Annotated in this window: 21 protein-coding genes; 7 read left to right on the top strand and 14 right to left on the bottom strand. The window is 45.3% G+C overall.

What is annotated here, in order from left to right:
* The first annotated feature begins 77 nt into the window (after window positions 1-77).
* A complete protein-coding gene (gene purN / locus R7Q11_RS11235) occupies window positions 78-734 on the top strand; it encodes a phosphoribosylglycinamide formyltransferase (protein WP_025768256.1) in 657 nt (218 codons plus the stop codon).
* Between the two features lie 389 nt (window positions 735-1123).
* Here purN and R7Q11_RS11230 read toward each other — a convergent pair whose 3' ends face one another.
* Together R7Q11_RS11230 and lpcA are read right to left on the bottom strand one after the other, a co-directional pair.
* Window positions 1124-1969 carry a class II glutamine amidotransferase gene (locus tag R7Q11_RS11230; protein ID WP_005380394.1) on the bottom strand — a complete coding sequence of 282 codons (846 nt, stop codon included), beginning with the start codon at window positions 1967-1969 and terminating at the stop codon, window positions 1124-1126.
* Window positions 1970-2019: 50 nt separating this feature from the next.
* A complete protein-coding gene (gene lpcA / locus R7Q11_RS11225; protein WP_005380392.1) occupies window positions 2020-2595 on the bottom strand; it encodes a D-sedoheptulose 7-phosphate isomerase in 576 nt (191 codons plus the stop codon).
* Between the two features lie 376 nt (window positions 2596-2971).
* On the opposite strand from lpcA, the gene fadE reads away from it, so the two are divergent.
* Window positions 2972-5416, top strand: coding sequence for an acyl-CoA dehydrogenase FadE (gene fadE, locus R7Q11_RS11220; RefSeq protein WP_225466442.1), 2445 nt, complete (start codon window positions 2972-2974; stop codon window positions 5414-5416).
* A 202-nt stretch (window positions 5417-5618) separates the two neighbouring features.
* On the top strand, window positions 5619-7394 hold the full coding sequence (locus R7Q11_RS11215; RefSeq protein WP_005380390.1) for a SulP family inorganic anion transporter: 1776 nt from the start codon (window positions 5619-5621) through the stop codon (window positions 7392-7394).
* A 73-nt stretch (window positions 7395-7467) separates the two neighbouring features.
* Here the strand turns inward: R7Q11_RS11215 and R7Q11_RS11210 are convergent, their stop codons facing one another.
* The 5 genes from R7Q11_RS11210 to dnaQ form a co-directional block, all read right to left on the bottom strand.
* Window positions 7468-7878 (bottom strand): GNAT family N-acetyltransferase, encoded by a 411-nt coding sequence (locus tag R7Q11_RS11210; RefSeq protein WP_017633770.1) that lies wholly within the window; start codon window positions 7876-7878, stop codon window positions 7468-7470.
* 84 nt (window positions 7879-7962) lie between these two features.
* The gene (locus R7Q11_RS11205; RefSeq protein WP_203346022.1) at window positions 7963-8355 is read right to left on the bottom strand and encodes a DUF1353 domain-containing protein; all 393 of its coding nucleotides are present in this window, start codon (window positions 8353-8355) and stop codon (window positions 7963-7965) included.
* 51 nt (window positions 8356-8406) lie between these two features.
* Entirely contained in the window at window positions 8407-8964 is a 558-nt protein-coding gene (locus R7Q11_RS11200; RefSeq protein WP_053304069.1) for a nucleotidyltransferase domain-containing protein, read from the bottom strand.
* Window positions 8965-9167: 203 nt separating this feature from the next.
* Entirely contained in the window at window positions 9168-10418 is a 1251-nt protein-coding gene (locus tag R7Q11_RS11195; RefSeq protein ID WP_042521423.1) for a TIGR03503 family protein, read from the bottom strand.
* Window positions 10419-10426: 8 nt separating this feature from the next.
* Complete coding sequence (gene dnaQ / locus R7Q11_RS11190) at window positions 10427-11149, bottom strand: DNA polymerase III subunit epsilon (RefSeq protein ID WP_005380385.1); 723 nt, start codon at window positions 11147-11149, stop codon at window positions 10427-10429.
* A gap of 59 nt (window positions 11150-11208) precedes the next feature.
* On the opposite strand from dnaQ, the gene rnhA reads away from it, so the two are divergent.
* Complete coding sequence (rnhA, locus tag R7Q11_RS11185; RefSeq protein ID WP_005380384.1) at window positions 11209-11673, top strand: ribonuclease HI; 465 nt, start codon at window positions 11209-11211, stop codon at window positions 11671-11673.
* Here the strand turns inward: rnhA and R7Q11_RS11180 are convergent.
* Window positions 11670-12416 (bottom strand): class I SAM-dependent methyltransferase, encoded by a 747-nt coding sequence (locus tag R7Q11_RS11180; RefSeq protein WP_017636046.1) that lies wholly within the window; start codon window positions 12414-12416, stop codon window positions 11670-11672. The genes rnhA and R7Q11_RS11180 overlap by 4 nt on opposite strands.
* A 37-nt stretch (window positions 12417-12453) precedes the next feature.
* On the opposite strand from R7Q11_RS11180, the gene gloB reads away from it, so the two are divergent.
* The 3 genes from gloB (at window position 12454) to R7Q11_RS11165 (ending at window position 15733) form a co-directional block, all read left to right on the top strand.
* Window positions 12454-13212 carry a hydroxyacylglutathione hydrolase gene (gene gloB / locus R7Q11_RS11175; RefSeq protein WP_017636045.1) on the top strand — a complete coding sequence of 253 codons (759 nt, stop codon included), beginning with the start codon at window positions 12454-12456 and terminating at the stop codon, window positions 13210-13212.
* Window positions 13213-13466: 254 nt separating this feature from the next.
* Window positions 13467-15050, top strand: a complete 1584-nt coding sequence (locus tag R7Q11_RS11170) for a LysM peptidoglycan-binding domain-containing protein (RefSeq protein ID WP_017820746.1) — start codon at window positions 13467-13469, stop codon at window positions 15048-15050.
* The gene (locus R7Q11_RS11165) at window positions 15047-15733 is read left to right on the top strand and encodes a YIP1 family protein (protein WP_005380375.1); all 687 of its coding nucleotides are present in this window, start codon (window positions 15047-15049) and stop codon (window positions 15731-15733) included. The genes R7Q11_RS11170 and R7Q11_RS11165 overlap by 4 nt, the downstream gene beginning before the upstream one ends.
* Window position 15734: 1 nt before the next feature.
* On the opposite strand, the gene R7Q11_RS11160 is transcribed toward R7Q11_RS11165, so the two are convergent.
* From R7Q11_RS11160 to dnaE, 6 genes are all read right to left on the bottom strand, one after another.
* The gene (locus tag R7Q11_RS11160; protein ID WP_025768251.1) at window positions 15735-16580 is read right to left on the bottom strand and encodes an endonuclease/exonuclease/phosphatase family protein; all 846 of its coding nucleotides are present in this window, start codon (window positions 16578-16580) and stop codon (window positions 15735-15737) included.
* 140 nt (window positions 16581-16720) lie between these two features.
* Entirely contained in the window at window positions 16721-17059 is a 339-nt protein-coding gene (gene glnB / locus R7Q11_RS11155) for a nitrogen regulatory protein P-II (RefSeq protein WP_005380372.1), read from the bottom strand.
* 186 nt (window positions 17060-17245) lie between these two features.
* On the bottom strand, window positions 17246-17560 hold the full coding sequence (locus R7Q11_RS11150; RefSeq protein WP_017636043.1) for a c-type cytochrome: 315 nt from the start codon (window positions 17558-17560) through the stop codon (window positions 17246-17248).
* 70 nt (window positions 17561-17630) lie between these two features.
* Entirely contained in the window at window positions 17631-18941 is a 1311-nt protein-coding gene (gene tilS, locus R7Q11_RS11145; protein ID WP_213966878.1) for a tRNA lysidine(34) synthetase TilS, read from the bottom strand.
* Window positions 18942-19048: 107 nt separating this feature from the next.
* Window positions 19049-20008: an acetyl-CoA carboxylase carboxyl transferase subunit alpha gene (gene accA / locus R7Q11_RS11140; protein WP_005380365.1), complete on the bottom strand. Its 960-nt coding sequence runs from the start codon at window positions 20006-20008 to the stop codon at window positions 19049-19051.
* Between the two features lie 46 nt (window positions 20009-20054).
* Window positions 20055-23534 (bottom strand): DNA polymerase III subunit alpha, encoded by a 3480-nt coding sequence (dnaE, locus tag R7Q11_RS11135; RefSeq protein ID WP_225466441.1) that lies wholly within the window; start codon window positions 23532-23534, stop codon window positions 20055-20057.
* Window positions 23535-23536 lie beyond the last annotated feature (2 nt).

Raw genomic sequence — 23536 nt, 5'->3', positions numbered from 1 at the left:
ACTAAAAACCATTCTATTAGTAGGTAGTTTAGAAGCTACATAACTCCAACCTACAATACCAAGGCGCTCTCGACATCATGAAAAACCATACCCTAAAAAACTTTGTGGTCCTCATCTCGGGTAACGGAAGTAACCTGCAAGCTATCTTGGAAGCTTGCGAAGACAGCATGCCAAACGCACGAGTGGCAGCCGTGTTCTCTAACAAAGCAGATGCTTTTGGTTTAGAACGTGCAAAAAAGTTTGATGTAGACGGTCACTTTGTCGACCCTAAAGCATTCAGCTCGCGTGAAAGCTTTGATGCAGAGCTAATGAGTCAAATAGATGAATACCAACCAGACGTGATTATTCTTGCTGGTTACATGCGCATTCTGAGCAGCGCATTTGTTTCTCATTACATGGGTAAGATGATCAATATCCACCCTTCTCTTCTACCAAAATATCCTGGGCTACACACACACCAGAGAGCAATTGATGCTGGCGATAAAGAACATGGTACGAGTGTGCACTTTGTAACGGAAGAGCTTGATGGTGGCCCTGTCATACTGCAAGCAAAAGTTCCTGTGTTCGAAGACGATGATGCTAGTGTACTTGCGGCACGTGTTCAGGCGCAGGAGCACCGAATCTACCCTATGGTGGCTAAGTGGCTGGTAGACGAGCGGTTGATCATGAAGGATGGTAAAGCCTATTTAGATGGCGCAGAGCTTGGCGTACATGGGTACGCCTCAGATGAGTAGCCCTGAATAATAAACTCCAGGCACAAAAGAGCAGCCTGAGGGCTGCTCTTGGTTGTTTTAATACTTATAAACTTGATTCAAGAAAACCATGGTGAGACTAGAAACCTAAAACCCAACATTCTAAAAAATCCCATAACCACTTGAGTAACATAACACTCGGAAAGTAGATTCTGAATCTGGTTCGTTCTTCACCGTTCAGACTGACGAGGTGTTTTATGAGAAATTTCTATCAGTTACGTCTTTACAGCAAGCCTTAGCGAGACTAGGACTCTACTACCAGCACTCTAGAAAGTAAGAATGCTCATCCGTATCCGCCCTCGGTTTAAAACGCATAAAAATAAAGCTCGCGATTAAGCGAGCTTTATTTTTATATTCAGAGTAAGAGACCATCACTCTAACGGTTCGGTTGGCGCTTGATTGCCCGGCTTAGCCGCCGCAAACGGCACATTTACCAGTTCAGAGGCATTATTTTTGACTAGTTCACCTAGGTGAAACAAGCCGTATTCGCCAGGTTTCATACGCTGCCAAGCTTCGTTGCCCGTCAAAGGTTGAGTTGCGATCACAGAAACGATGTCATGTGGCGTGGTTTCTTCTTGGAAGTTAATTTCCACATCTTCATCAAGCAAAGCAGCTTTTCCAAACGGTGCGCGTCTTGTGATCCAATACAAATGATTGGTGCAATACGTCATTACATACTCACCATCACTCAGAAGCATGTTAAATACACCCTTCTCTCTTAGCTCATCACAACATTTAGCAACATATAAGAATACCGACTCCATATCCTTTGGTGGCTCAGGATATCGATCTTCCATTTGCTTCAATAACCAGCAAAATGCCAGTTCACTATCTGTTTCACCGACAGGTCGATGTCGACCTGTATGCAAGTCTTGATAGCCAGAGAGCTGACCGTTATGCGCAAACGTCCAATACCTACCCCACAGCTCACGTGTAAAGGGATGAGTATTTTCTAAATTAACACCACCACGATTCGCCTGTCGGATATGACTAACGACCGCACGACTTTTGATGGGATAATTTTGTACCAACTCTGCTATTTTAGACTCACAACTTGGCTTGGGATCTTTGAAGGTTCTAAAGCCCTTCCCTTCGTAGAAGGTGATCCCCCATCCGTCACGGTGTGGGCCGGTTCGACCTCCACGCTGCATGAGCCCAGTAAAACTGAAACAAATATCCGTTGGAACATTAGCGCTCATACCGAGCAATTCACACATGGTTTAAAAAACTCCCTAACAACACAGCTCGAAACGGTGGCCGTAAACGATTATTCCATCTCTTTTTCGATCAACTGAATGATGATATGAATAATCTTAATATGAATTTCCTGAATGCGGTCTGCATAACCAAAGTGTGGCACGCGGATTTCAATATCTGCAAGGCCTGCCATTTTGCCGCCATCTTTACCTGTTAGCGCAATCGTCTTCATGCCTTTCGCTTGTGCTGCTTCAATCGCTTTCAGGATGTTACCTGAGTTACCTGAAGTCGACAGACCAAACAGTACGTCACCTTTTCGACCAACCGCTTCTACATAACGTGAAAACACGAAGTCATAACCAAAGTCATTACTCACACAAGAAAGGTGGCTTGGATCTGAAATAGCAATACCAGCATAGCCAGGACGATTTTCTCGGTAACGGCCTGTTAGCTCTTCGGCAAAGTGCATTGAATCACAGTGAGAACCACCGTTACCACATGACAATACTTTACCATCTTGCTTGAATGAGTCAGCAATCATTTTCGCCGCTGCTTCGATTTGCGCAATGTTATGGTCATCGCTTAAAAATTTGTTGAGCACTTCAGCAGCTTCGTTTAATTCACTTCTAATCAGATCATGGTACATAAGACGTTCTCTTTATTATTTCGGCTTCAGTCAGCTCTTGACTCACTGAGCAAATTGTTCTGATACCAATTTGGTATCGGACATTTCATAAACCTGAACTCGGGTTTGATTACTCTGAGTTTACCCACAAACGAGAATTAGTGTCGATAGTGAACCAACAGATTTAGATTAGTGATGGTAATAAACTTGTCAACTTGCTCATGAAACCATCACTCAAATCTCAACTTTAGAATTTTAACTCTACTTAGATCACTTTTTATCCAATCTTATGTTTTACATTTCCTTAATATTTTGATTACACTTAAACCAACTGGTTAGACCTCTTACCTAACATACAGACGTACAAAACTTATAAAGTCTGAAAAGGAAAATACATATGGACATCTTGCTCTCAATCATCACGATGGCGATCGTGCTAGGCATTACGCTCTACCACCGCATGTCTCTCGTGAAATCTATTAGCTTACTCACCGCAGCCATGCTGGCTCTTACAGTAGCTGGTACTGTCGGCGTTATTGGTTGGGCTATTTACGTTCTCGCCGCAGCTTTGCTCGCGGTTCCTGGCGTACGTCAGTCTTTAATTAGCCGCAAAGCGTTAGTGCTTTTCAAGAAAGTGCTGCCAGCTATGTCTCAAACCGAAAAAGAAGCGTTAGACGCAGGTACCGTCTGGTGGGAAGCCGAACTATTTAAAGGCAAACCAGAGTGGCAAAAGCTACACGCAATTCAAGCACCTAAGTTAAGTGCGGAAGAACAAGCCTTTTTAGACGGCCCTGTGAATGAAGTGTGCGCCATGGTGAGTGATTTCCAAGTGACCCATGAACTCGCGGACTTACCGCCAGAAGTTTGGCAATACCTGAAAGATCATAAGTTCTTCGCCATGATCATTAAGAAAAAGTACGGTGGTCTGGAATTCTCAGCATACGCGCAATCTTTGGTGCTACAAAAATTAACGGGTGTTTCTGGCGTTCTATCGTCTACCGTTGGTGTTCCTAACTCTTTGGGCCCAGGTGAGCTACTGCAACACTACGGTACTGAAGATCAAAAAAATCATTACTTACCGCGTCTAGCTGAAGGTAAGGAAATCCCTTGTTTCGCCCTAACAAGTCCAGAAGCGGGTTCTGACGCTGGATCTATTCCAGATTACGGTGTGGTCTGTAAAGGCGAATGGGAAGGAAAAGAAGTACTGGGTATGCGCCTGACTTGGAACAAGCGCTACATCACCCTAGCGCCAGTCGCAACGGTACTAGGCTTAGCATTTAAACTTCGCGATCCTGAAGGTTTGCTAGGCGACAAAGAAGATCTTGGCATCACTTGTGCGCTTATCCCAACTGATGTCAAAGGTGTTGAGATTGGTAACCGACACTTCCCACTCAATGTACCATTCCAAAATGGTCCAACGCGCGGTAAAGACATCTTTGTTCCTATCGATTTCATTATCGGTGGCGAAAAAATGGCGGGCCAAGGTTGGCGTATGCTGGTTGAGTGTCTGTCGGTTGGACGTGGTATCACGCTACCTTCAAACTCAACAGGTGGCATCAAAACTGCGGCAATGGCAACCGGTGCTTACTCACGTATTCGTCGTCAGTTCAAACAGCCTATCGGCCATATGGAAGGGGTTGAAGAACCATTAGCACGCTTGGGTGGTAATGCTTACGTGATGGATGCAGCAAGCAACTTAACCGTTGCGGGTATCGACTTAGGTGAAAAGCCTTCAGTAATCTCAGCTATCGTGAAGTATCACTGTACGCACCGCGGCCAGCAAAGCATCATCGATGCAATGGACATCGTAGGCGGTAAAGGTATCTGTATGGGACCTTCTAACTTCCTAGCTCGTGGTTACCAAGGTGCGCCAATCGCAGTAACGGTTGAGGGTGCTAACATTCTAACACGCTCAATGATCATCTTTGGCCAAGGCGCAATCCGTTGCCATCCGTACGTTCTTGAAGAAATGAACGCGGCGTATTCTGAAGCAAGTAATGCTGTCGAGAAGTTTGATAAAGCGCTTGCTGGTCACGTGAGCTTTACAATGAGTAACCTAGTGCGCAGTATCTGGTTTGGTTTGAGCGACGGTCTGGGCTCTTCATCACCAACCAAAGATGCAACCAAGCGTTACTACCAACAATTGAACCGTTACAGTGCAAACCTTGCTCTGCTATCGGATATCTCAATGGCAGTGCTAGGTGGCTCTTTGAAGCGTAAAGAACGTCTATCAGCGCGTCTTGGTGACATTCTAAGCCAGCTATATTTAAGCTCTGCGACGTTGAAACGTTTTGAGCAAGATGGCCGCCCAGTCGAAGATTTACCATTAGTACACTGGGGTTTACAAGACAGTTTGAAACAAGCGGAAGTGGCGGTAGACGAATTCTTAGCAAACTTCCCGAACAAAGTGATTGGTAGTGCACTGCGCGTGTTAATCATGCCATTCGGTCGTGTACGCAAAGCGCCAAGCGATAAACTAGACAGTAAAGTGGCGCGCATTCTACAAACGCCAAGTGCAACGCGCTCACGCATTGGTCGCGGTCAATACCTTGAACCAACCGAGCACAACGCAGCAGGTAAGATTGAGCTTGCGCTGTCAGTCATTCTTCAAGCTGAACCTGTGTTTGACAAAGTATGTAAAGCGCAAGGTAAGCGTCGCCCATTCTTACGTTTGGATATGATTGCTCAGGAAGGGCTAGAGCAAGGCTTTATCACGCAAGAAGAAGCCGATCTACTCAGAGAAGCGGAACAGCATCGTCTAGATACAATCAATGTTGACGACTTCGAGCCGGAACTGCTTGCCGCAAAGCCGCTATACCCTCAGATGGATAGTGTCGCGTAACTCTAGAATCTGAGACCACAAACGGGAGTATCAGCTCCCGTTTTTTATTGCTTCCAGAATCGGATTCATAACACCTCACACTACAAAGCCCCCCTGCGCAATAAAATCCTCGCACTCCAATCTTTCCCCCGATTTCCAGTGATAACTAACTCACAGACGTTCCAACTAAGCGGTGTATACTTTAAGTAACTCACTCACATATATGGTAAATCCGTTGGCTAAAATATTACTCGCACAGTGGTTCCCAGGGCTTGTTCAGCTTAAGCATTATCAAAAAGAATGGTTTGTTAACGACTTTAGAGCCGCCTTTTCTGTTGTCGCGGTTGCACTGCCAGTTGCCATAGCTTACGCACAATTAACTGGTGTATCCGCAATTGTCGGTCTGTATTCGTGTGTACTGCCAATGTTGGTTTACGCCATGATGGGCACATCTCGACAACTCATTGTCGGACCCGATGCAGCAACCTGTGCAGTGATTGCTGCTGTTGTGACACCACTTGCCGCAGGTGACCCCACAAAACATTGGCAGTTGGTTATGACCATGACAGCGATGACGGGGATTTGGTGTGTACTGGCAAGTCGTTTCAAGCTAGGGGTATTTGCAGATTTCCTTTCTCGTCCGATTCTTTTGGGTCTACTCAACGGTGTTGCTCTCACAATTATCGTTGGTCAGTTTGCGAAAGTAGTCGGTTTGAAATACGAGCAACGTTATTTACTGGAACGTTTATGGGAAGCTCCACAACGATTAACCGATCTTCATTGGCCTACTGTAACTCTGAGTATCGTGACAGTTGTCGTTTATTTGCTCACCAAACGCTACCGACCAACTTGGCCTGCTGCCATGCTGGCGATCCTCGTAACTACTGCGTCAGTTTGGTTTTTCCATTTACAAGAGATGGGCGTATCGGTTGTCGGACTCACTCAAGGTGGCTTCCCTCAGTTTCAAACACCGGAATTTGAGCTAGGTGAAGTTCGTGAACTAGTAGTCCCGGCGCTCAACCTTGCGATTGTCAGTTTTGTTAGCATGATGCTCACCGCCCGCAGTTTCGCGGCTAAAAACGGTTATGATATTGATGCAAATAAAGAGTTTCAGGCGTTGGGTTTTGCCAACATTGCCTCAGCGTTTTCACAAGGTTTCGCGATAAGCGGCGCTGACTCACGCACAGCCGTTAATGATGCAAATGGTGGTAAATCTCAATTAGTTTCGATTGTCGCTGCAATCACCATTGCCATTATTGCGGTATTTATTTATGAGCCTTTACAGTTCATCCCTATCGCTTCACTTGGTGTTGTATTGATCATTGCGTCCCTATCGCTGCTCGATCTTAAAGCAATTTGGAAATTAAAATCTCGTGACAAAGATGCATTTTATCTGGCCATCATTACTTTTATTTCTGTGTTGATCGTGGGTGTAATACCGGGGATCACTTTGGCGGTATTGCTAGGGCTGTTTCAATTTTTACGTATTGTCATGCGGCCGAGTGATCAGCTACTTGGCTTGGATGAAAAAGGCACCATTCGGACCATCGACGACTCAGGAAAAGCTTCGCCTATTCCTGGAATGGTGATTTACCGCTTTAACTCACCGCTAACTTACTTCAATGCTCCTTACTTTAAACGTAGAGTGTTAGAGCAGGCAGAGCATCACAAAGACGCAAGTTGCGTTGTCATCGACGCCGTGTCGAGCTTTACTCACTTGGATCTTAGTGTGATGGCAACACTGGCAGATATTCACAATACTTTGAAAAAGAGAGGCGTACGCTTAATCCTCGCAGGAAGGAAACGACGTCTTCGTCAATGGTGTGAGCTTACTGGTATCAGCACCAGTGAAGGAGGCATCTTACTGCGAGCTGATATGTACCTTGCCATTAAACTTAGTGGCTGTTACATCAGTGCTGTGGGTGAGGGACAAATTCCTACTGTTCAAAAAGAGCCTGATTTAGAGCAGCCACCCAAACCAATTCCAGAAGTGGCTTAAATACAAATTTAATATAGAAAACAGGAAATTAAACTCCTGTTTTCTAGTGCTTATCTTCACAGCTGAATACGTGTTACGCCTTTGGCTTAAACTTTTTTGTCATCCCTTGGCTTTTAGGAGCCACCAGCCTATAACCAAGCTTTTCGTAAAAGACCGGTTCATCAGCAATCATAGAAACGTAAGAGCCTTCAAGTGCAACAGATGAAAGATAACCGTCGATGTATTCCATGACTTTTCTACCTAAACCGTTGCCTTGATAATCAGAATCAACGGCAACGTCGACAATTTCGAAGTTACACGCCCCGTCACCAACAACCCGACCCATTGCAATGAGCTTTCCTTCATCCCGAACAGATACGCCATATAACGAATTGGGTAGACCAATTTCAGCAGCTTTCAACGATTTGGGTGATAGCCCGGCTTTGACACGCATATCACAGTATTCTTTCGGGCTTGGCACATGCTCTTCATATCTTATTGTCATTATGTACTACTCCTTTGTATCACCTTGGAGCTTACATAACTAAACTGTATAAATAAACAGTTAAACGTTGGAAAGATGTTCCCATTAAGCACACAAAGTATCAGGTCTAGAAAAGAAGCCACCGACAACTCTGACGCCATAATAGATATAAGTTGCTCTGAAGCTAGACATTCCTTTTTCTAAACATGTTTCTCTCAACAACGTATCCGCATGCTTTCGAGCACTTTGTGGCAACACCTCTTCCCTCATGAGTTGGTAAAGAGCATCATGCACTAAAGAAGCTTTCATAATGTTTTTTGTGTCTAACGCTGGCCCACTCGCTCCATCCCATGCATAGCCCTTTTTAATCGTTAACACGCCTTGTTTGGACAAACTAAGAAAAGGGCTGTCATACGCGTTACTCACTGAAATTTGAGTCTCAACCTTTTCTTCAGAATGGAGAGTGTATTTATACTTCTGACGCTTTTTGTATTTCATAACCTAACCGCCTAGCTAACTTCAGTGGGAGGAACGGAGATGACTCTCAAATTAGAGTTTCTCAGAGAGTTTTTTCAAATAGGACTTAGCAAGCTCATGGTTATCTCTGCTCAACCACTTAATACAATCAAAGAGTTCCCAGATCAGGCCTTGATCACCACTGGTATAAACTGGGAAATCTTCATGCTTTGGCGCAGGTTCATCAGTAACCATGCCCCCAATCACATCAGCTTTATCAAATAAAGTCTTAAATGGCTTAGAAAGTTTGAAGGGCTCACAGAGATCTAAACAATGAATCTCTGCACTGGTTAGGTCATTAAAAATGTATTTTTTGAAACACGCATTTTCGTTGTGCTCTCCCTCAAGGCGATAAAAAATATCTTTATTAGCTTCAAACTGGGTAAAGCAAGGCTCTGAGGCTTTATGGAAGTTGTTTTGAGTAAATACAACAACATCAGCGTCCGAAATACGGTCACCTTGTCCTGATGACAAGGAGCCAAGCAATACCGCGGCAACAACGTCTTTTTCAGAACAAAAGGCATCATAAGCTGACTCAACCAAGGCCTTTTGTCGTGGTAAATGTTCTAGTCCTAACTCTCCAATTGTCATAACTCACTCCGTCGATACGCACTAAAATCAAGTCGAAACGTAAACAGTATCATGCGAGCTTTATTATGATTAATCAACGTTAAATCATGGTGTTACTTTAAAATAAAATGATTAATGACCATGAGAAGCATCAAACTCTGTCTCAAACTTAAACTGAAAAAAACGGAGCCGATTGGCTCCGTTTCTCGCTTTATGTGTTACTACTATTTCTTTGGTACTTCTAATTGCATCTCTGGCATGGCATCGCGCTTCGCTTTAATTTTGCGCCAGACTATCCATGCAATGATCACAATCAGCAGCATTATCAAGTTACCTACCGCGATAATAATCATGCTGCGCTTACGCTCAGCCTCCCGCTCAGCGATAATTTGCTTTTCCATTTCAATACGGCGCTGCTCGGCTAATTCAGCTTCTTTTGCAATTCGAGCAGCTTCTAGATCAACTTCATCAACAACACTGAAAGTTTGCTCTGGAATAGGAAACACCAACGGACGCTGAGTTGCAAAATCAGTGGCAAAGATCTCGCCGCGCCATGCGTACTTACCAAGCTCAGCATCGTTATTGAGGTTCAACGTAACTCTCATTCCATCTTTAGAGACCTGTCCTTGGCTGTAACTAATGAAACCATCGGGAGCGTCCTTTTTCACTGTGACTGCTATAGAGCCTGGTGCAATCATACCTTGCTCGCCACTCACCACTAATTGGTGTGGCTTATCGGGATTACGAGCCTGAATAAAAGTACGAGAGATTGGGTTCGGATAAACCAAGATGACTTGTTCTTGCGCTCGTAAGAATACGCCATTGCCAGACGTGATGCGCGCGCGGTACTTACCAGGCTCAACGTCTATTGGGAGCTGAACCGTAAACACACCATCCCCTGCTTTTTCATCCAAGCCGCGGCCGTCATCAGAAAACTCACCCACAACCATCGGCACTGGACGTGCTTCTTTGATCAGCTCATCTTCATTTTCGACAAACTTGGTAAATGTCACGCGCAGATTCACGCGATCAAGGAAGTCGCGCAGTACAAGAGGTTTGCCGTCGGAGGTCAGGCGAGCTGTAAACTTAAGCGCTTCCCCATTATATAATCGGTTTGGGAACAGATCCGTACTGAGCTTTAGGTGAGAAATTAAGCGGATGTTATTTTTAGGCGTAACTTTCCCCACAGCCTGCCATGGACCTGGCATAGGGTTATCAACGGAAATAATATCGAGTGAGGCTTCTTGATACCAACGTACATTGTCGTAAGAGCCCCAAGCATAGTATTTTTTACCGTCAGGACGGACTAAAACAACTGGCTGAGAACTTTGCTCACGATAAACCAAAAACGTGATCTGCTCGATGGTTGGATCAACTCGAAAGCGATTGTCTAACAAAGACATTGTAGATTCACTCGCAGCACTCGAGAGACTACTCCATATCGCTAAAAACGCGACCAACAAAGCCCTCAACATAGCTTCTCCTATTGATGCCAAATACAGTCGTTCACCAACTCTAATCTTTTTTGGTGAGCTTCTAGTTCATCGGCACTTGCGCGCAAAACCTTTAGCGCTTTTCTTCCTTCAATACGACGAATGGTTTCTACTCCACCCTCTTGTTTATTCGCGTTAAATTCTAGACTCGTTTGACCACCCGTCATAAAGAGGTAAACGTCGGCTAGAATCTCCGCATCGAGCAAAGCTCCGTGGAGTGTACGGTGCGAGTTATCAATACCGTAACGTTCACATAAGATATCAAGGTTGTTTCGCTTACCAGGGAAGATTTTCTTCGCCATTGCAAGGGTGTCGGTCACCTTGCAGTAGTCGTCAGTTTTGCCGATGTTAGGATCGAGCATGCCAAACTCGTAATCCATAAAGCCGGTATCGAAGGGCGCGTTGTGGGCAACAAGTTCTGCGCCTTTAATAAACTCAAGAAACTCTTGGTGCACGCTCGCGTATTCCGGTTTATCAACCAAGAATTCATCCGTAATACCGTGAACTTCAACCGCTTCTGGTTGGATTTCACGATCGGGTTTTAAATAAACGTGGAAGTGACGACCAGTCAGCTTACGGTTGATGATCTCCACGGCACCGATTTCAATAATGCGGTGTCCCATGTAGTGAGGACCACCCTCGCGGTTCATACCTGTGGTTTCGGTATCGAGAACGACAATGCGGTTATATTCAGAATTGCTGCTGGTATTCATAAGGTTATGTATGTCAGACTATGCTTTATTAAATGTTTCGGCTAATAGTACCAAAAAATATGACCAAACACGTTGAGATTTTCACTGACGGTTCTTGTTTAGGTAACCCAGGACCAGGTGGTTACGGCATAGTATTGCGTTACAAAGACGTAGAAAAGACACTTTCCAAAGGCTATACGTTAACTACCAACAACCGCATGGAAATGTTGGCGGCTGTCGTCGCGCTACAGACGTTAAAACAACCTTGTAAAGTCACTTTAACGACTGACAGCCAATATGTGCGCCAAGGTATTACTCAGTGGATCCATAACTGGAAGAAGCGTGGTTGGAAAACAGCGGATAAAAAACCCGTGAAGAATGCCGATTTATGGCAAGCTCTAGACAAAGAAACCGCACGCCATCAAGTTGAATGGCATTGGGTAAAAGGCCACGCAGGCCATCGTGAGAACGAAATGTGTGATGAGCTAGCCCGGACTGCTGCAGAAAACCCAACTGAGGAAGATACAGGTTACCAACCCTCTTAGCGAGATTCTTTCCTCATAGTGTTACCCTCTCGATTCATCACCCCAAGTGGTGTGAGCTTTTTCTTCAAGCGCCAATGCGGTTTGATAGGCTTGAGAGGGTATGTCCGTTTCCGCGCGACTATGTAATACAAACTCCCAGCGGGTGATGCCCAATCACCAAGACTATTTTCCAACCATGTCCACATCGTACGGTAACGTTTCATCGGAAACAGCGCATAACGATCACAATGAATCACTTGATAATTAAGTAACCCTAACCAATCTTTGATGCGGTTCGACGTAAACATTCGTCCACTCCAAGGCAAATTATGTTTACGCCATGGAAGTAAACTCGCTAATCCAGTCAAGCTTAATGGGTTGAATCCAGTAATAATTACATAGCCATCATCCATCATCACTCTATCGACTTCACGCAACAAACGGTGTGGATCGCTTGCATAGTCGAGCTGATGAGCGAGTATCACAACATCAAAGCTTTTTTCCAAAAAGGGTAATTCGTAACCATCTGCAATCACATTATGCAACGGGTTCTGGATATCTACGTTGACTTGGTGTTGAATGTTACAATTACAGCTGGTTAGCTCACAGCTCAACCCGCCCAGTTTGAGCATATGGTAGCCGAAGAGTTTCGGACACCATTCATCAAGTCGGGTCTGGATTGACTCAAGCACCCACGGACCGTTGTTCATTGCTGACCAAGTCGACGGGTGTGGTATAGTTTTGTTGCTGAGTGCTGGTTTCATTAACCACCTGACTAAAATGGGTGACGGAGAACGAATCGTGTTAGAGATCAAAAGCATACCCGCATTTAATGATAATTACATCTGGCTGATACAAAATAGCGATAAGCGCTGCGCAGTCGTTGATCCGGGCGATGCGAAGCCAGTATTAGAATTTCTGCAGGCTAACGAATTAACTTTAGAAGCGATTTTAATTACGCACCACCACAACGATCACATTGGTGGCGTTCCAGACTTAGTGCGTGCATTTCCTGACGTCGCCGTTGTGGGCCCAAAATCAGAGCCAATTCCAACCCTAACGACACCAATGGAAGAAGGCGACAAGCTGGAGTTGTTTGGTGAGATTTTCTTAGTACTTGGGTTACCCGGCCATACTTTGGGCCATATCGGTTACGTTGGGGACGGAAAACTGTTTTGCGGTGATGTGCTCTTTTCTGCTGGCTGCGGTCGTATTTTTGAAGGTACGCCTGAGCAAATGTTTGAATCACTGAGCAAACTAACGTCTCTACCAGAAGAAACTCAAGTCTTCTGCGCGCATGAATACACCGCGAGTAACGTGGCGTTTGCTCTAGCGGTTGAACCTGACAATGAGCAACTTCGCCAATATCGCGACGATGTAAACCGACTGCGAGCACTCAACATTCCGACACTTCCAACAACAATACGCAAAGAAAAGTGGATTAATCCGTTCTTGCGAACCTCTAACCCTGACGTGGTTCAATCTGTTGCTAGTCGCATTAAAAATAGCGATCCATGCTCGGTTTTTACTGCTTTACGCGAGTGGAAGAACGAATTTTAACCATTTTCTGCTTGTAAGTTTGCAAGACCCCAGTATTATCAGGGACTGATTTTTCGAGAAGCGCCACTGGCGCTTCTCTTACGTTTGGGGTTGATATAAATCTATTTGAATTTCTCCCCATTGCATAATTAGAAGCTCTTTGCCTCTATAAATTAGTTAGTGTTTAAAAGATGTCTATTATCTTGCGACTGCCACGCACATTACGTTGCGCGACAGGCAGGTGAAGATAAACAGGCCCTAAATAGGCTGAATCCATGCGTTTGAAGTATACTTGGGCGTTGGCGTTGTTATTATCTGGCTGTCAATTGACTCAGTCAGATTCAACGTCTTCTACACCAGAAACCAATAAATCTGAGCAGACTGCAAAGCAAAATGCAGTAAAAGCTCAACCGGGCAATAAATCGTCACTAGCAAAAAAATCCGCTAACGACGCGCCTAAAGTTCTCTCCCCCCAAGAACAAGAAGATGTGTGGCAACGTATCGCCATGCAGCTGGACATGGATATCCCAAACCACAAGAAAGTGGACTACTACCGTACGTGGTATTTAAAGCACCCAAATCACCTTTACACGGTATCTAAGCGTGCGACTCCTTTTCTATACATGATCACAAAACGTATCGAAGAGCGCGGACTCCCAATGGAGCTTGCATTACTTCCTGTAGTGGAAAGTTCATTCGATGCCTTTGCCTACTCACATGGTAGCGCGGCTGGGTTGTGGCAATTTGTCCCAGGCACCGGAAAAATGATGGGATTAGAGCAAAATTACTGGTATGACGGTCGCAGAGATGTGGCAGCAGCAACGGATGCAGCGCTGGACTACCTAGTACAACTAAACGAGCGTTTTGATGGTAACTGGGAACATGCAATCGCCGCTTATAACAGCGGTGGAGGCCGAGTTTCTAGCGCAATTCGTAAGAATAAAAAGCTCGGTAAACCTATCGATTTCTTCTCATTAGACTTACCAAAAGAGACCAGCAGTTACGTTCCTAAGCTATTGGCCTTGGCTGACGTTATCGCAAACCAAGACAAGTACGGACTTAATATTCCTGCAATTCCAAACAAGCCTGTTCTAACGCTTGTTGATCCAGAAGAGCAGTTAGATCTGGCTATTGCCGCAGATTATGCCGGCATTAGCGTAAAAGAGTTGCAGAGTTACAACCCAGCATACAACCAGTGGTCGACAGCGCCTGAGGGGCCGCACCAACTTTTGATTCCCGTAGAGAAAAAAGAGACTTTTCTCACCAAGGTGGAGAAAAATCGCGGTAAAGGGATGAAGGTCGCTCGCTACAAGGTGAAATCTGGTGACTCTTTAAGCGTGCTAGCTAATAAATACGGCACAACCACGAAAGTCATTCGACGTGCCAACGGCCTATCGAATAACAACATTCGTATTGGTCAATACCTATTGATTCCGACATCAACAAAAGACGATGCAAAATATGCATTAACGGCACAAAACCGATTAAACAAGACTCAATCTCGTGCTCGTGGTCAACTCAAGCTCACCCATGTCGTTCAGTCTGGAGAAAGTTTGTGGTCAATCGCACGTAACAATAAAGTGTCGTATAAATCGTTAGCTAAATGGAATGGTATGGGCCCTAAAGATCCATTGCGTGTGGGTCAAAAGCTAGTGATTTGGAAAGACTCAGACAAAGGTTCTGTGATCCGTACCGTTTTCTACAACGTTCGCTCTGGCGACACCATTAGCGGCATTGCAAGCAAGTTCAAAGTAAAAACGAACGACATCGTGAAATGGAACTCGCTACACAAGAAAAAATACTTACAACCAGGTCAAAAGCTTAAGTTGTACGTTGACGTAACGAAGGTAAGTGTATGAACCCATCAAGCAATCCACTTGTGATGCTGTTGGACATTTTTCGTTCTCCAACATCTTGTTTTCTTGCGCTTTATCAACGCGGTGGATGGGGATGGCAACCGTTCATCTTCCTGATGCTTAGTCCGTTTTTATTCTGGGGTGCTTACTTTTCGAATGTCGATTTCACGTGGCTCAGTGACCAACTTGCTGCGCAATTTCAGCAAATCGACCCGAAGCAGATTGAGCTATTAGAACCAAACACGCTAATGGCAAGCGCGATCATCAATGATGTATTCAACCGCTTTGCCACCTTACTATTGCTCGCGCTTTGGTTCTTTCTTGCAACAAAGGCAAGCAAACAACAATACGGTTACTGGAAATGGTTTGCCGCATCGTGTGCTATCTTATTCCCAGCAGTATTGGGCGATGTAGCAAGCTACGCGAGCTTGCTACTCAAGCATGGTCAGGTAATGACTTACGCTGCCGATTTAAATAGCCTCAATGGTCTATTAAAGCTGCCTCTTACTAACGAATGGTCTCATTTCGCTAGCTCGTTACCTTTGCTTCTGCCTTGGTACATTGTGCTCGGCTACGGCGTTGTACTGACGTGGACGGAGTTTGAACGTGGCCAAGCTTTGGTGATAGCAAGCCTGCCATGGGTATTCTTCTACGTTATTTGGGCACTTTATATTGTGGTAACCTAAGCTAGTTATTTAACGTAAATGACAATAACAATGGGTTATGATCGGAAGCGTCGCTCTGCGGCGCTTTTGCGTACTTAAGCGTCAGACCTCGGTAAAACACATGGTCCAGTGGTAACCCTGTTATAAATTGGACTCGATGATCCGGCAAGAACGTCACCTCTTGTAAGTCTGCAGCCTTTAAGGCCTGCCTCATCGCATTAACGCGAGATTCACTCCAGCTATTGAAGTCTCCAGCAAATAGAATTGGCCCCACATGATGCTTTAAAAGCATTTCAAGCGCCGTTAACTGAGATACATACTCTTTTGTACCCACGGTGAAGTTAATCGCATGTACATTCACCACTGCGAGTTTCTCGCCATTACTCAAGTGATACTGGCTATATAATGCAGACTTAGGTAAGCGAAGCCACGGCTCTTTAGAGGTGTAAGCGCAGGCTTTTTCTGGTTGCCCTTGAGCAATACTAATTACACCGGCACCGCTACCCAGCGCCTTAAAAGCACTCACTTGATTACTAACCCAGCGACCATCCACCAACCACTGTTTAAATGATGGTGTCATGCTGGCTTCTTGCAATAACAGTAACTGCTTATCAGCAGAAAACTCATCGAGTGCACGTTGCCAATTAGCCCGGTTCTGTTTGTAGATATTCCAGACAAGCACATTGATTTTGCCGTCATGATCGAGAGCTTTTGAATCGCTAAATTCGATGCACCTGATATCTTGTGTCAGCTCGGTACCTGTTTGAGTAATAATTTGCGGCTGATCTGGTACGGTGAAAATAACCTGGAAGCCAACCAATACCGCCATTACGAGAAAAGCTAACGCCAGAAAAAAACGCTTAAACATACGACAAACCTGAATGTAGGCACCCGAAATCTAGAACAACAAATCTCGGGTTAAATGATTTCACTAATAAGCAAACAACAAAAAAGGAGCCACTTGGCTCCCTTTTAGCATAATAAATACGAAACAAGTGACAAGAAACCTTAGATCGCGTCTTCGTCTTCTTCACCAGTACGAATACGAACCACACGCTCAATATCAGTGACGAATATTTTACCATCACCAATCTTACCAGTTTGCGCGGTTTCAATGATTGTCTCTACGCATTTATCAGCCACATCTTCCGTTACAACGATTTCGAGCTTCACTTTAGGTAGAAAGTCCACCATGTACTCTGCACCACGGTAAAGCTCGGTGTGACCTTTTTGGCGACCAAAGCCTTTCACTTCAGAGACGGTCATCCCTGTAATGCCAACTTCAGCTAGCGCTTCTCGAACATCATCCAGTTTAAATGGCTTGATAATCGCTTCAATTTTTTTCATGTTCATCCCTTAAGCTTCAATCGATTGCGCTTATTATCGTTTAGCGTTTCGCAACATTCAATGTTTGTCTCTGATCCACCAGCGAAAATCCAGGCTGAGCAAATTAACATAGCGAATATCGTGAGTTGATAAAACCCAATGAGGACTGCTCAATGCCCAATCGTCCAAGCTTTTTCAGACTCGCGTTTACTTCAAACTTGCGTAGTAAGCCGCTAGGTTAGCGATATCTTCATCAGACAACAATGAAGCTTGAGCTTGCATCACAGCAGCAAGCCCACCTGTTCGCTCTTTATTTTTATAAGCTTTAATTGAACTGATAATATATTGCTCATTTTGCCCTTTCAGATTTGGGTAACCCGGAATGACAGCAATACCATCAGCGCCATGACACGCCGCGCATACTCCCGACTTTGCTTGACCTGCTGCAGCATCTCCCGCAGCTAGAGCCTGCCCACTGAACATGGTTAACGCCACCATTGCACCCATGATTGTTTTCTTCATTGCTTCACCTAATCAATTATTATTTAAGGATTTTTATATTTTATAATCGACATTGTGGCATGAATTTTCATTACCTGCGCCAAATAAGTTCACAATCTTGACCATTAAACGCCTGATCAACGAACAGATCTGCCACAGCAACGACTCGGTCTTGATACATCAAAATCGGAATTTGACGACGCAGCCAGCTTGGCACATTGTATTCTTGGAACAACTTCTTCAGTTTTCGACTGTGATTACGCGTGGTTGGATGCGCTGATAAGCCTTCCGGATTAAAGGTCACGCGAAGCAATTCTGGCTGACTCGGAAGCGCAATCGTTGCGTTGCTAGAACTCGTCGTTAAGGTCAGCTCCCCTAGCCGCTCTGGAAGCGATAAAACGGTATCGACTTGAATCGTACTTTGCCACTCAGTGACGTCAGCGATTTCCGTTACCCAATAGAGACGATTTCGAAAACGGCGCACTTCACCTTGTTTAAGTTGTAGTTTGGGGTTGGCATCTTGCTGAGCTAATGCGACTTCATTCCAGATAAGATTGAGTTGTACCTGAGTCGGCATACTAGTATTAAGCTTAGCCAGCCACATACGAATCAAGCGCGCACGCGCTAATCCACTGTGCTTAGCCAGTTCTTCAATACTCAAACTTAGATCCGTTTGTAAAGCGCGTTCAAACACCGCGCTCAATAGTTCATCCAATAGCGCTTCTTGTTGAGCACATAAACTTGCACTGCGCTGAACCGCTTGATGGATACTCGGCCAGCGACCAGACAATTCAGGAATAACACAATGACGAAGAAAGTTACGATCATAACGGGTATCTTGATTGCTTTCGTCTTCCACCCACTCCAGGCCTAATTTAGTAGCGGCTTCTTCGATGGTCTTCCGCTTGATAGTAAGCAATGGTCGAACTAGAGATCCGCAAGAAAACGGCATACTCTCCGCCATCGAAGATAACCCTTTAGGCCCGCTGCCGCGCTTAAGCGCAAGGAGAAAAGTCTCTATTTGATCGTCGGCATGTTGACCAGTCAACAGTATATCGCCTTCTTGAATGTACTTAGTTAAGGCTTGGTAGCGAGCTTCACGAGCAAGAAGTTCAATACTTTCACCATTGCTGATGTCTAAGCTCACTCGCTCGATCGAGCACGATATCCCCACTTGTTGTGCCCAAAGTAAGCATTTATCGGCCCAATTATCGGCATTCGAGCTTAAACCATGGTGCACATACACAGCGTGACACTCTACAGAGTGCGCTTGTTGGTAGCGACTGAGTAATTCGAGTAAAAGACGTGAATCCACTCCTCCGCTAAACGCCAAGACAACCTTAGTGCCTAATTGATAGTAGCGGCCGAGAACTTGAGCAAAATGCGGGTAAAGCGATTCCATAAGCGATCCGATAGGTACAAAAAAAGGGCTGGACTCTCATCCAACCCTTTCTATTTTAACTGTTATCACTTGAGATATCAGCTAACGCTTAATAGCAATCACCGAAATTAACAGTAACCGTAGCTCATTAGACGCTGGTAACGACGCTCACGTAGCGTCTCTTCATCCAGTTGTTCTAGATCTTCTAGCTGACGAAGTAGTGTCGCTTTCATATTCGCTGCCATTTGAACATGATCGCGATGAGCGCCGCCTAGTGGCTCTTCAATGATTTCGTCGATCAGTTCAAGCTCTTTAAGACGCGGAGCAGTTAGACCCATTGCCTCTGCCGCTTGTGGCGCTTTGTCTGAATCACGCCATAAGATTGAAGCACAACCTTCAGGAGAAATTACTGAGTACGTAGAGTACTGAAGCATGTTCACGTAGTCGCCTACACCGATTGCTAGTGCACCACCAGAACCGCCTTCACCAACAACGTTACAGATTACTGGCACTTTAAGACCAGACATCACTTTTAGGTTTTTCGCGATAGCTTCAGATTGACCACGCTCTTCTGCGCCCACACCTGGATACGCGCCAGCCGTGTCGATAAATGTGATAATCGGCATGTTGAAACGCTCTGCCATTTCCATCAAACGTAGCGCTTTACGGTAACCTTCTGGTTTCGGCATACCAAAGTTACGTTTCACCTTTTCTTTGGTCTCACGACCTTTTTGGTGACCAATGATCATCACAGGGCGGCCTTCAAGGCGAGCCATGCCACCCACAATCGCTTTGTCGTCTGCAAACGCGCGGTCACCCGCTAATTCATCAAACTCCTCAAAAGCGTGTTGGATGTAATCCAGCGTGTAAGGACGTAGTGGGTGACGAGCCAGTTGAGCTGTTTCCCATGCACCTAGGTCACTGAAGGTTTTTTTCTTCAGCTCTAAGCTTTTCTTCTCAAGCTGTTCGATTTCTTTATCCAGGTCAATCGCAGAATCACCACCGTGACGAGAGACATCACGTAATGCTTCAATTTTCGCTTCTAGTTCTGCAATTGGCTTTTCAAATTCAAGAAAGTTTAGGCTCATCTATGAATCCTTGTTTACTCAGCGTCTAACATATTGCGCTGAATTTTTAGTTAAATTCGAGTTCTACCTGGCTTTTGCCAAGCAACTGTTTTAAATCGTCGAGTAATGTATCACTTGGCGTAACTCGCCACTCGGTGCCCAATGTTAACCGCGCTCTGGCGTCGGCACGCTGGTAGTATACATTGACGGGTACGGTTCCGGCTTTGTGCGGTTCTAAAATACGGCTGAACTGCTCAAAAAACTGATCGTTGATCTGATTTGCATCTATCGATACCGACAAACCACGAGCGTATTTCTCGCGCGCACTGCCGAGATCCATAACTTCACGCGCCGACATTTTAAGGCCACCGTTGAAGTCATCAAAGCTGACCTGTCCAGAAACGACCAAAATTCTGTCTTTTTCGAGAAGTTCAGCGTATCGATCCAGCGCATCTGAGAACAACATCACTTCCATGCGACCACTTCGGTCATCCAGTGTCATAATACCAATTCGTGTACCACGCTTGGTCGTCATTACACGAGCGGCAATAACCAGGCCGGCTACCGTGACAGATTGATCGCGGCGAGTGGGCGTTGCGTCTTTTAGTCGACAACTGGTGTATTTGTTTAGTTCCTTTACATAGACGTTAATTGGGTGCCCTGTCAAATATAGACCTAGGGTATCACGCTCGCCCTCTAACCACACTTTTTCTGGCCAAGGCGGAACCTGCGTATACTTATGCTCTACTTCTTCAGGTGCATCCGTTAGCACACCAAACATATCCGTTTGACCAAACGCTTCAGCTTGGTGATGTTGACTTGCTGCTTTTACCGCATCATTGAGTGACGCCATCATCGCCGCGCGGTGTGGGCCTAGTCGATCCAACGCGCCCGCGTAAATCAGCTTCTCTATCACTCGTTTATTGACGCGTTTTAGATCAACTCGAGCACAGAAATCAAACAGGTCTTTAAAGTGACCACCTTTATTTCTCGCCTCAAGAATCGCATCGATAGGGCCCTCACCAACCCCTTTTATCGCACCAATACCGTAAACAATTGCGCCATTTTCATCAACATTAAAACGATATAGGCCAGAGTTGATGTCTGGTGGCAGCACGGTAAGCTTCATACGGAAACACTCATCGACCAAGCCAACGACTTTTTCCGTGTTATCCATATCGGCTGTCATTACCGCAGCCATAAATTCGGCAGGATAATGTGTTTTCAGCCAAAGAGTTTGATAAGAAACCAATGCATAAGCAGCAGAGTGCGATTTGTTAAAACCATAACCGGCGAACTTCTCTACCAAGTCGAAGATTTTCATCGCCAACTCGCCATCGATACCGTTCTTTATCGCACCTTCTTCAAAGATAGCACGTTGTTTTGCCATCTCTTCTGGCTTTTTCTTACCCATTGCACGACGAAGCATGTCCGCACCACCTAGCGTATAACCCGCTAAGATCTGCGCAATCTGCATTACCTGCTCTTGGTACAGGATGATGCCGTAGGTTGGATCAAGCGTCTCTTTTAGCGACTCGTGTTGCCACTTTTCATCTGGATAAGAGATCGCCTCTCGGCCATGTTTACGGTCGATAAAGTTATCTACCATGCCCGATTGCAAAGGACCCGGACGGAAGAGTGCTACCAATGCGATAATGTCTTCGAAACAGTCTGGCTGAAGTCGTTTGATCAGCTCTTTCATGCCTCGAGATTCAAGCTGGAATACTGCTGTCGTTTCAGAGTTTTGCAACAAACGGAAAGAGGCAGGGTCTTCTAACGGTATGGATTCAATTTGAACCGGTTCTTTCCCTTCTCGCTCTAGGCGTGGGTTAATCAGCCCTAACGCCCAGTCAATAATGGTTAAGGTACGTAAACCTAAGAAGTCAAACTTAACTAGGCCAGCGGTCTCAACATCGTTTTTATCAAATTGAGTAACCGGAAAGTGACCTTCAGCGTCTGCATAAATTGGCGCAAAATCGGTAATTGTTGTAGGTGAAATTACAACACCACCAGCGTGTTTACCGGCGTTTCGCGTACAGCCTTCCAAAATATGACACATGTCGATGAGTTCTTTAACTTCCTCATCGGCCTCATACAATTCAGGTAGTGCAGGTTCAGCTTTAAACGCTTTATCTAGCGTCATACCTGGATCGGGCGGGATCAGCTTTGAAATACGATCAACAAAACCAAATGGGTGGCCCAATACGCGGCCAACGTCACGGATTACCGCTTTTGCCGCCATGGTACCAAACGTGATGATCTGAGACACCGCGTCACGACCGTACATTTCCGCAACGTGGTCAATAACCTGGTCACGTTTATCCATACAGAAATCGACGTCGAAATCGGGCATCGAAACACGTTCTGGGTTCAAGAAACGTTCGAACAGCAAGTCGTATTCTAGTGGATCCAGATCGGTGATTTTTAGTGCGTAAGCCACCAAAGAACCAGCACCGGAACCACGTCCAGGACCGACAGGAATTCCATTATCTTTTGACCACTGGATGAACTCCATTACGATCAAGAAGTAACCAGGAAATCCCATTTGGTTGATAACATCTAGCTCTATCTGAAGACGTTCATCATATTCAGGGCGGCGACGTTTTCTCTCTTCCTCATCTGGAAATAGGAACTCTAAACGCTCTTCCAACCCCTCTCGGGATTTCATGACTAGGAACTCAGTCTCTTTCATCCCTTCGGTTGGGAAAGCTGGTAGGAAGTACTCACCTAAGCGCACAGTCACGTTACAACGCTTCGCTATCTCGACACTGTTTTCTAACGCTTCAGGAATATCAGCAAACAGCTCACACATTTCTTCTTCTGTACGAAGATATTGCTGCGGACTGTAGTTTTTTGGCCTGCGCGGATCTTCTAATGTGTAACCATCGTGAATCGCTACGCGTATTTCATGAGCATCAAATAGGTCTGGACTCAGGAATACAACTTCATTGGTCGCCACTACTGGCAAGTCTTGCTGCTCTGCCAATTCAACTGCAAAGTGAAGATAAGTTTCTTCATCTGGACGACCGGTACGAAGTAACTCAAGATAAAAGCGATCTGGAAAATGCTGTTTATAGAAATCAACACACCCTTGCACTATTTGACGGTTGCCTTTCAAAAGGCCGCGACCAATTTCCCCGCTTTTACCGCCGGATAATACAATCAAGCCTTCAGACATTTCAGCCAACCAGGCTTTATCAATCACAGGGTGGTGTTGAACATGTCCACGTAAGTACGCTTTTGATATCAATAACGTCAGGTTCTTATAACCCACATTATCCGCCGCAAGCAAAGTCACTTGAGTCAGCTCTTCACCAAACTCGTCCGACTGCATTTTAAAGTCAGCACCGATGATCGGTTTAACACCACTGCCATGCGCAGTACCGTAAAACTTCACCAAACCACATAGGTTGGTAAAGTCGGTCAACGCCATTGCGGGCATACCGAGCTCAGCAACTTTCTTTACGATTGGCGGAACTTTGTTGAGGCCATCCACCATCGAGAAGTCACTATGAACACGCAGGTGGATGAATTTGGGATCTGACATTA

The sequence above is a fragment of the Vibrio sp. 970 genome, assembly GCF_033339075.1.
The sequence above is the reverse complement of the archived record's forward strand: the minus strand, read 5'-3'. Positions and strand labels throughout refer to the sequence as shown.

Coding starts and splice junctions, on each gene's coding strand:
- accA (WP_005380365.1), bottom strand. CDS start 20,008: ATGAGCCTAAACTTTCTTGAATTTGAAAAGCCAATTGCAGAACTAGAA.
- dnaE (WP_225466441.1), bottom strand. CDS start 23,534: ATGTCAGATCCCAAATTCATCCACCTGCGTGTTCATAGTGACTTCTCG.
- R7Q11_RS11150 (WP_017636043.1), bottom strand. CDS start 17,560: ATGAAGAAAACAATCATGGGTGCAATGGTGGCGTTAACCATGTTCAGT.
- R7Q11_RS11170 (WP_017820746.1), top strand. CDS start 13,467: ATGCGTTTGAAGTATACTTGGGCGTTGGCGTTGTTATTATCTGGCTGT.
- R7Q11_RS11195 (WP_042521423.1), bottom strand. CDS start 10,418: ATGTTGAGGGCTTTGTTGGTCGCGTTTTTAGCGATATGGAGTAGTCTC.
- R7Q11_RS11180 (WP_017636046.1), bottom strand. CDS start 12,416: ATGAAACCAGCACTCAGCAACAAAACTATACCACACCCGTCGACTTGG.
- lpcA (WP_005380392.1), bottom strand. CDS start 2,595: ATGTACCATGATCTGATTAGAAGTGAATTAAACGAAGCTGCTGAAGTG.
- tilS (WP_213966878.1), bottom strand. CDS start 18,941: ATGGAATCGCTTTACCCGCATTTTGCTCAAGTTCTCGGCCGCTACTAT.
- dnaQ (WP_005380385.1), bottom strand. CDS start 11,149: ATGAATACCAGCAGCAATTCTGAATATAACCGCATTGTCGTTCTCGAT.
- R7Q11_RS11160 (WP_025768251.1), bottom strand. CDS start 16,580: ATGTTTAAGCGTTTTTTTCTGGCGTTAGCTTTTCTCGTAATGGCGGTA.
- R7Q11_RS11165 (WP_005380375.1), top strand. CDS start 15,047: ATGAACCCATCAAGCAATCCACTTGTGATGCTGTTGGACATTTTTCGT.
- fadE (WP_225466442.1), top strand. CDS start 2,972: ATGGACATCTTGCTCTCAATCATCACGATGGCGATCGTGCTAGGCATT.
- R7Q11_RS11215 (WP_005380390.1), top strand. CDS start 5,619: ATGGTAAATCCGTTGGCTAAAATATTACTCGCACAGTGGTTCCCAGGG.
- R7Q11_RS11230 (WP_005380394.1), bottom strand. CDS start 1,969: ATGTGTGAATTGCTCGGTATGAGCGCTAATGTTCCAACGGATATTTGT.
- rnhA (WP_005380384.1), top strand. CDS start 11,209: ATGACCAAACACGTTGAGATTTTCACTGACGGTTCTTGTTTAGGTAAC.
- R7Q11_RS11200 (WP_053304069.1), bottom strand. CDS start 8,964: ATGACAATTGGAGAGTTAGGACTAGAACATTTACCACGACAAAAGGCC.
- R7Q11_RS11210 (WP_017633770.1), bottom strand. CDS start 7,878: ATGACAATAAGATATGAAGAGCATGTGCCAAGCCCGAAAGAATACTGT.
- R7Q11_RS11205 (WP_203346022.1), bottom strand. CDS start 8,355: ATGAAATACAAAAAGCGTCAGAAGTATAAATACACTCTCCATTCTGAA.
- purN (WP_025768256.1), top strand. CDS start 78: ATGAAAAACCATACCCTAAAAAACTTTGTGGTCCTCATCTCGGGTAAC.
- glnB (WP_005380372.1), bottom strand. CDS start 17,059: ATGAAAAAAATTGAAGCGATTATCAAGCCATTTAAACTGGATGATGTT.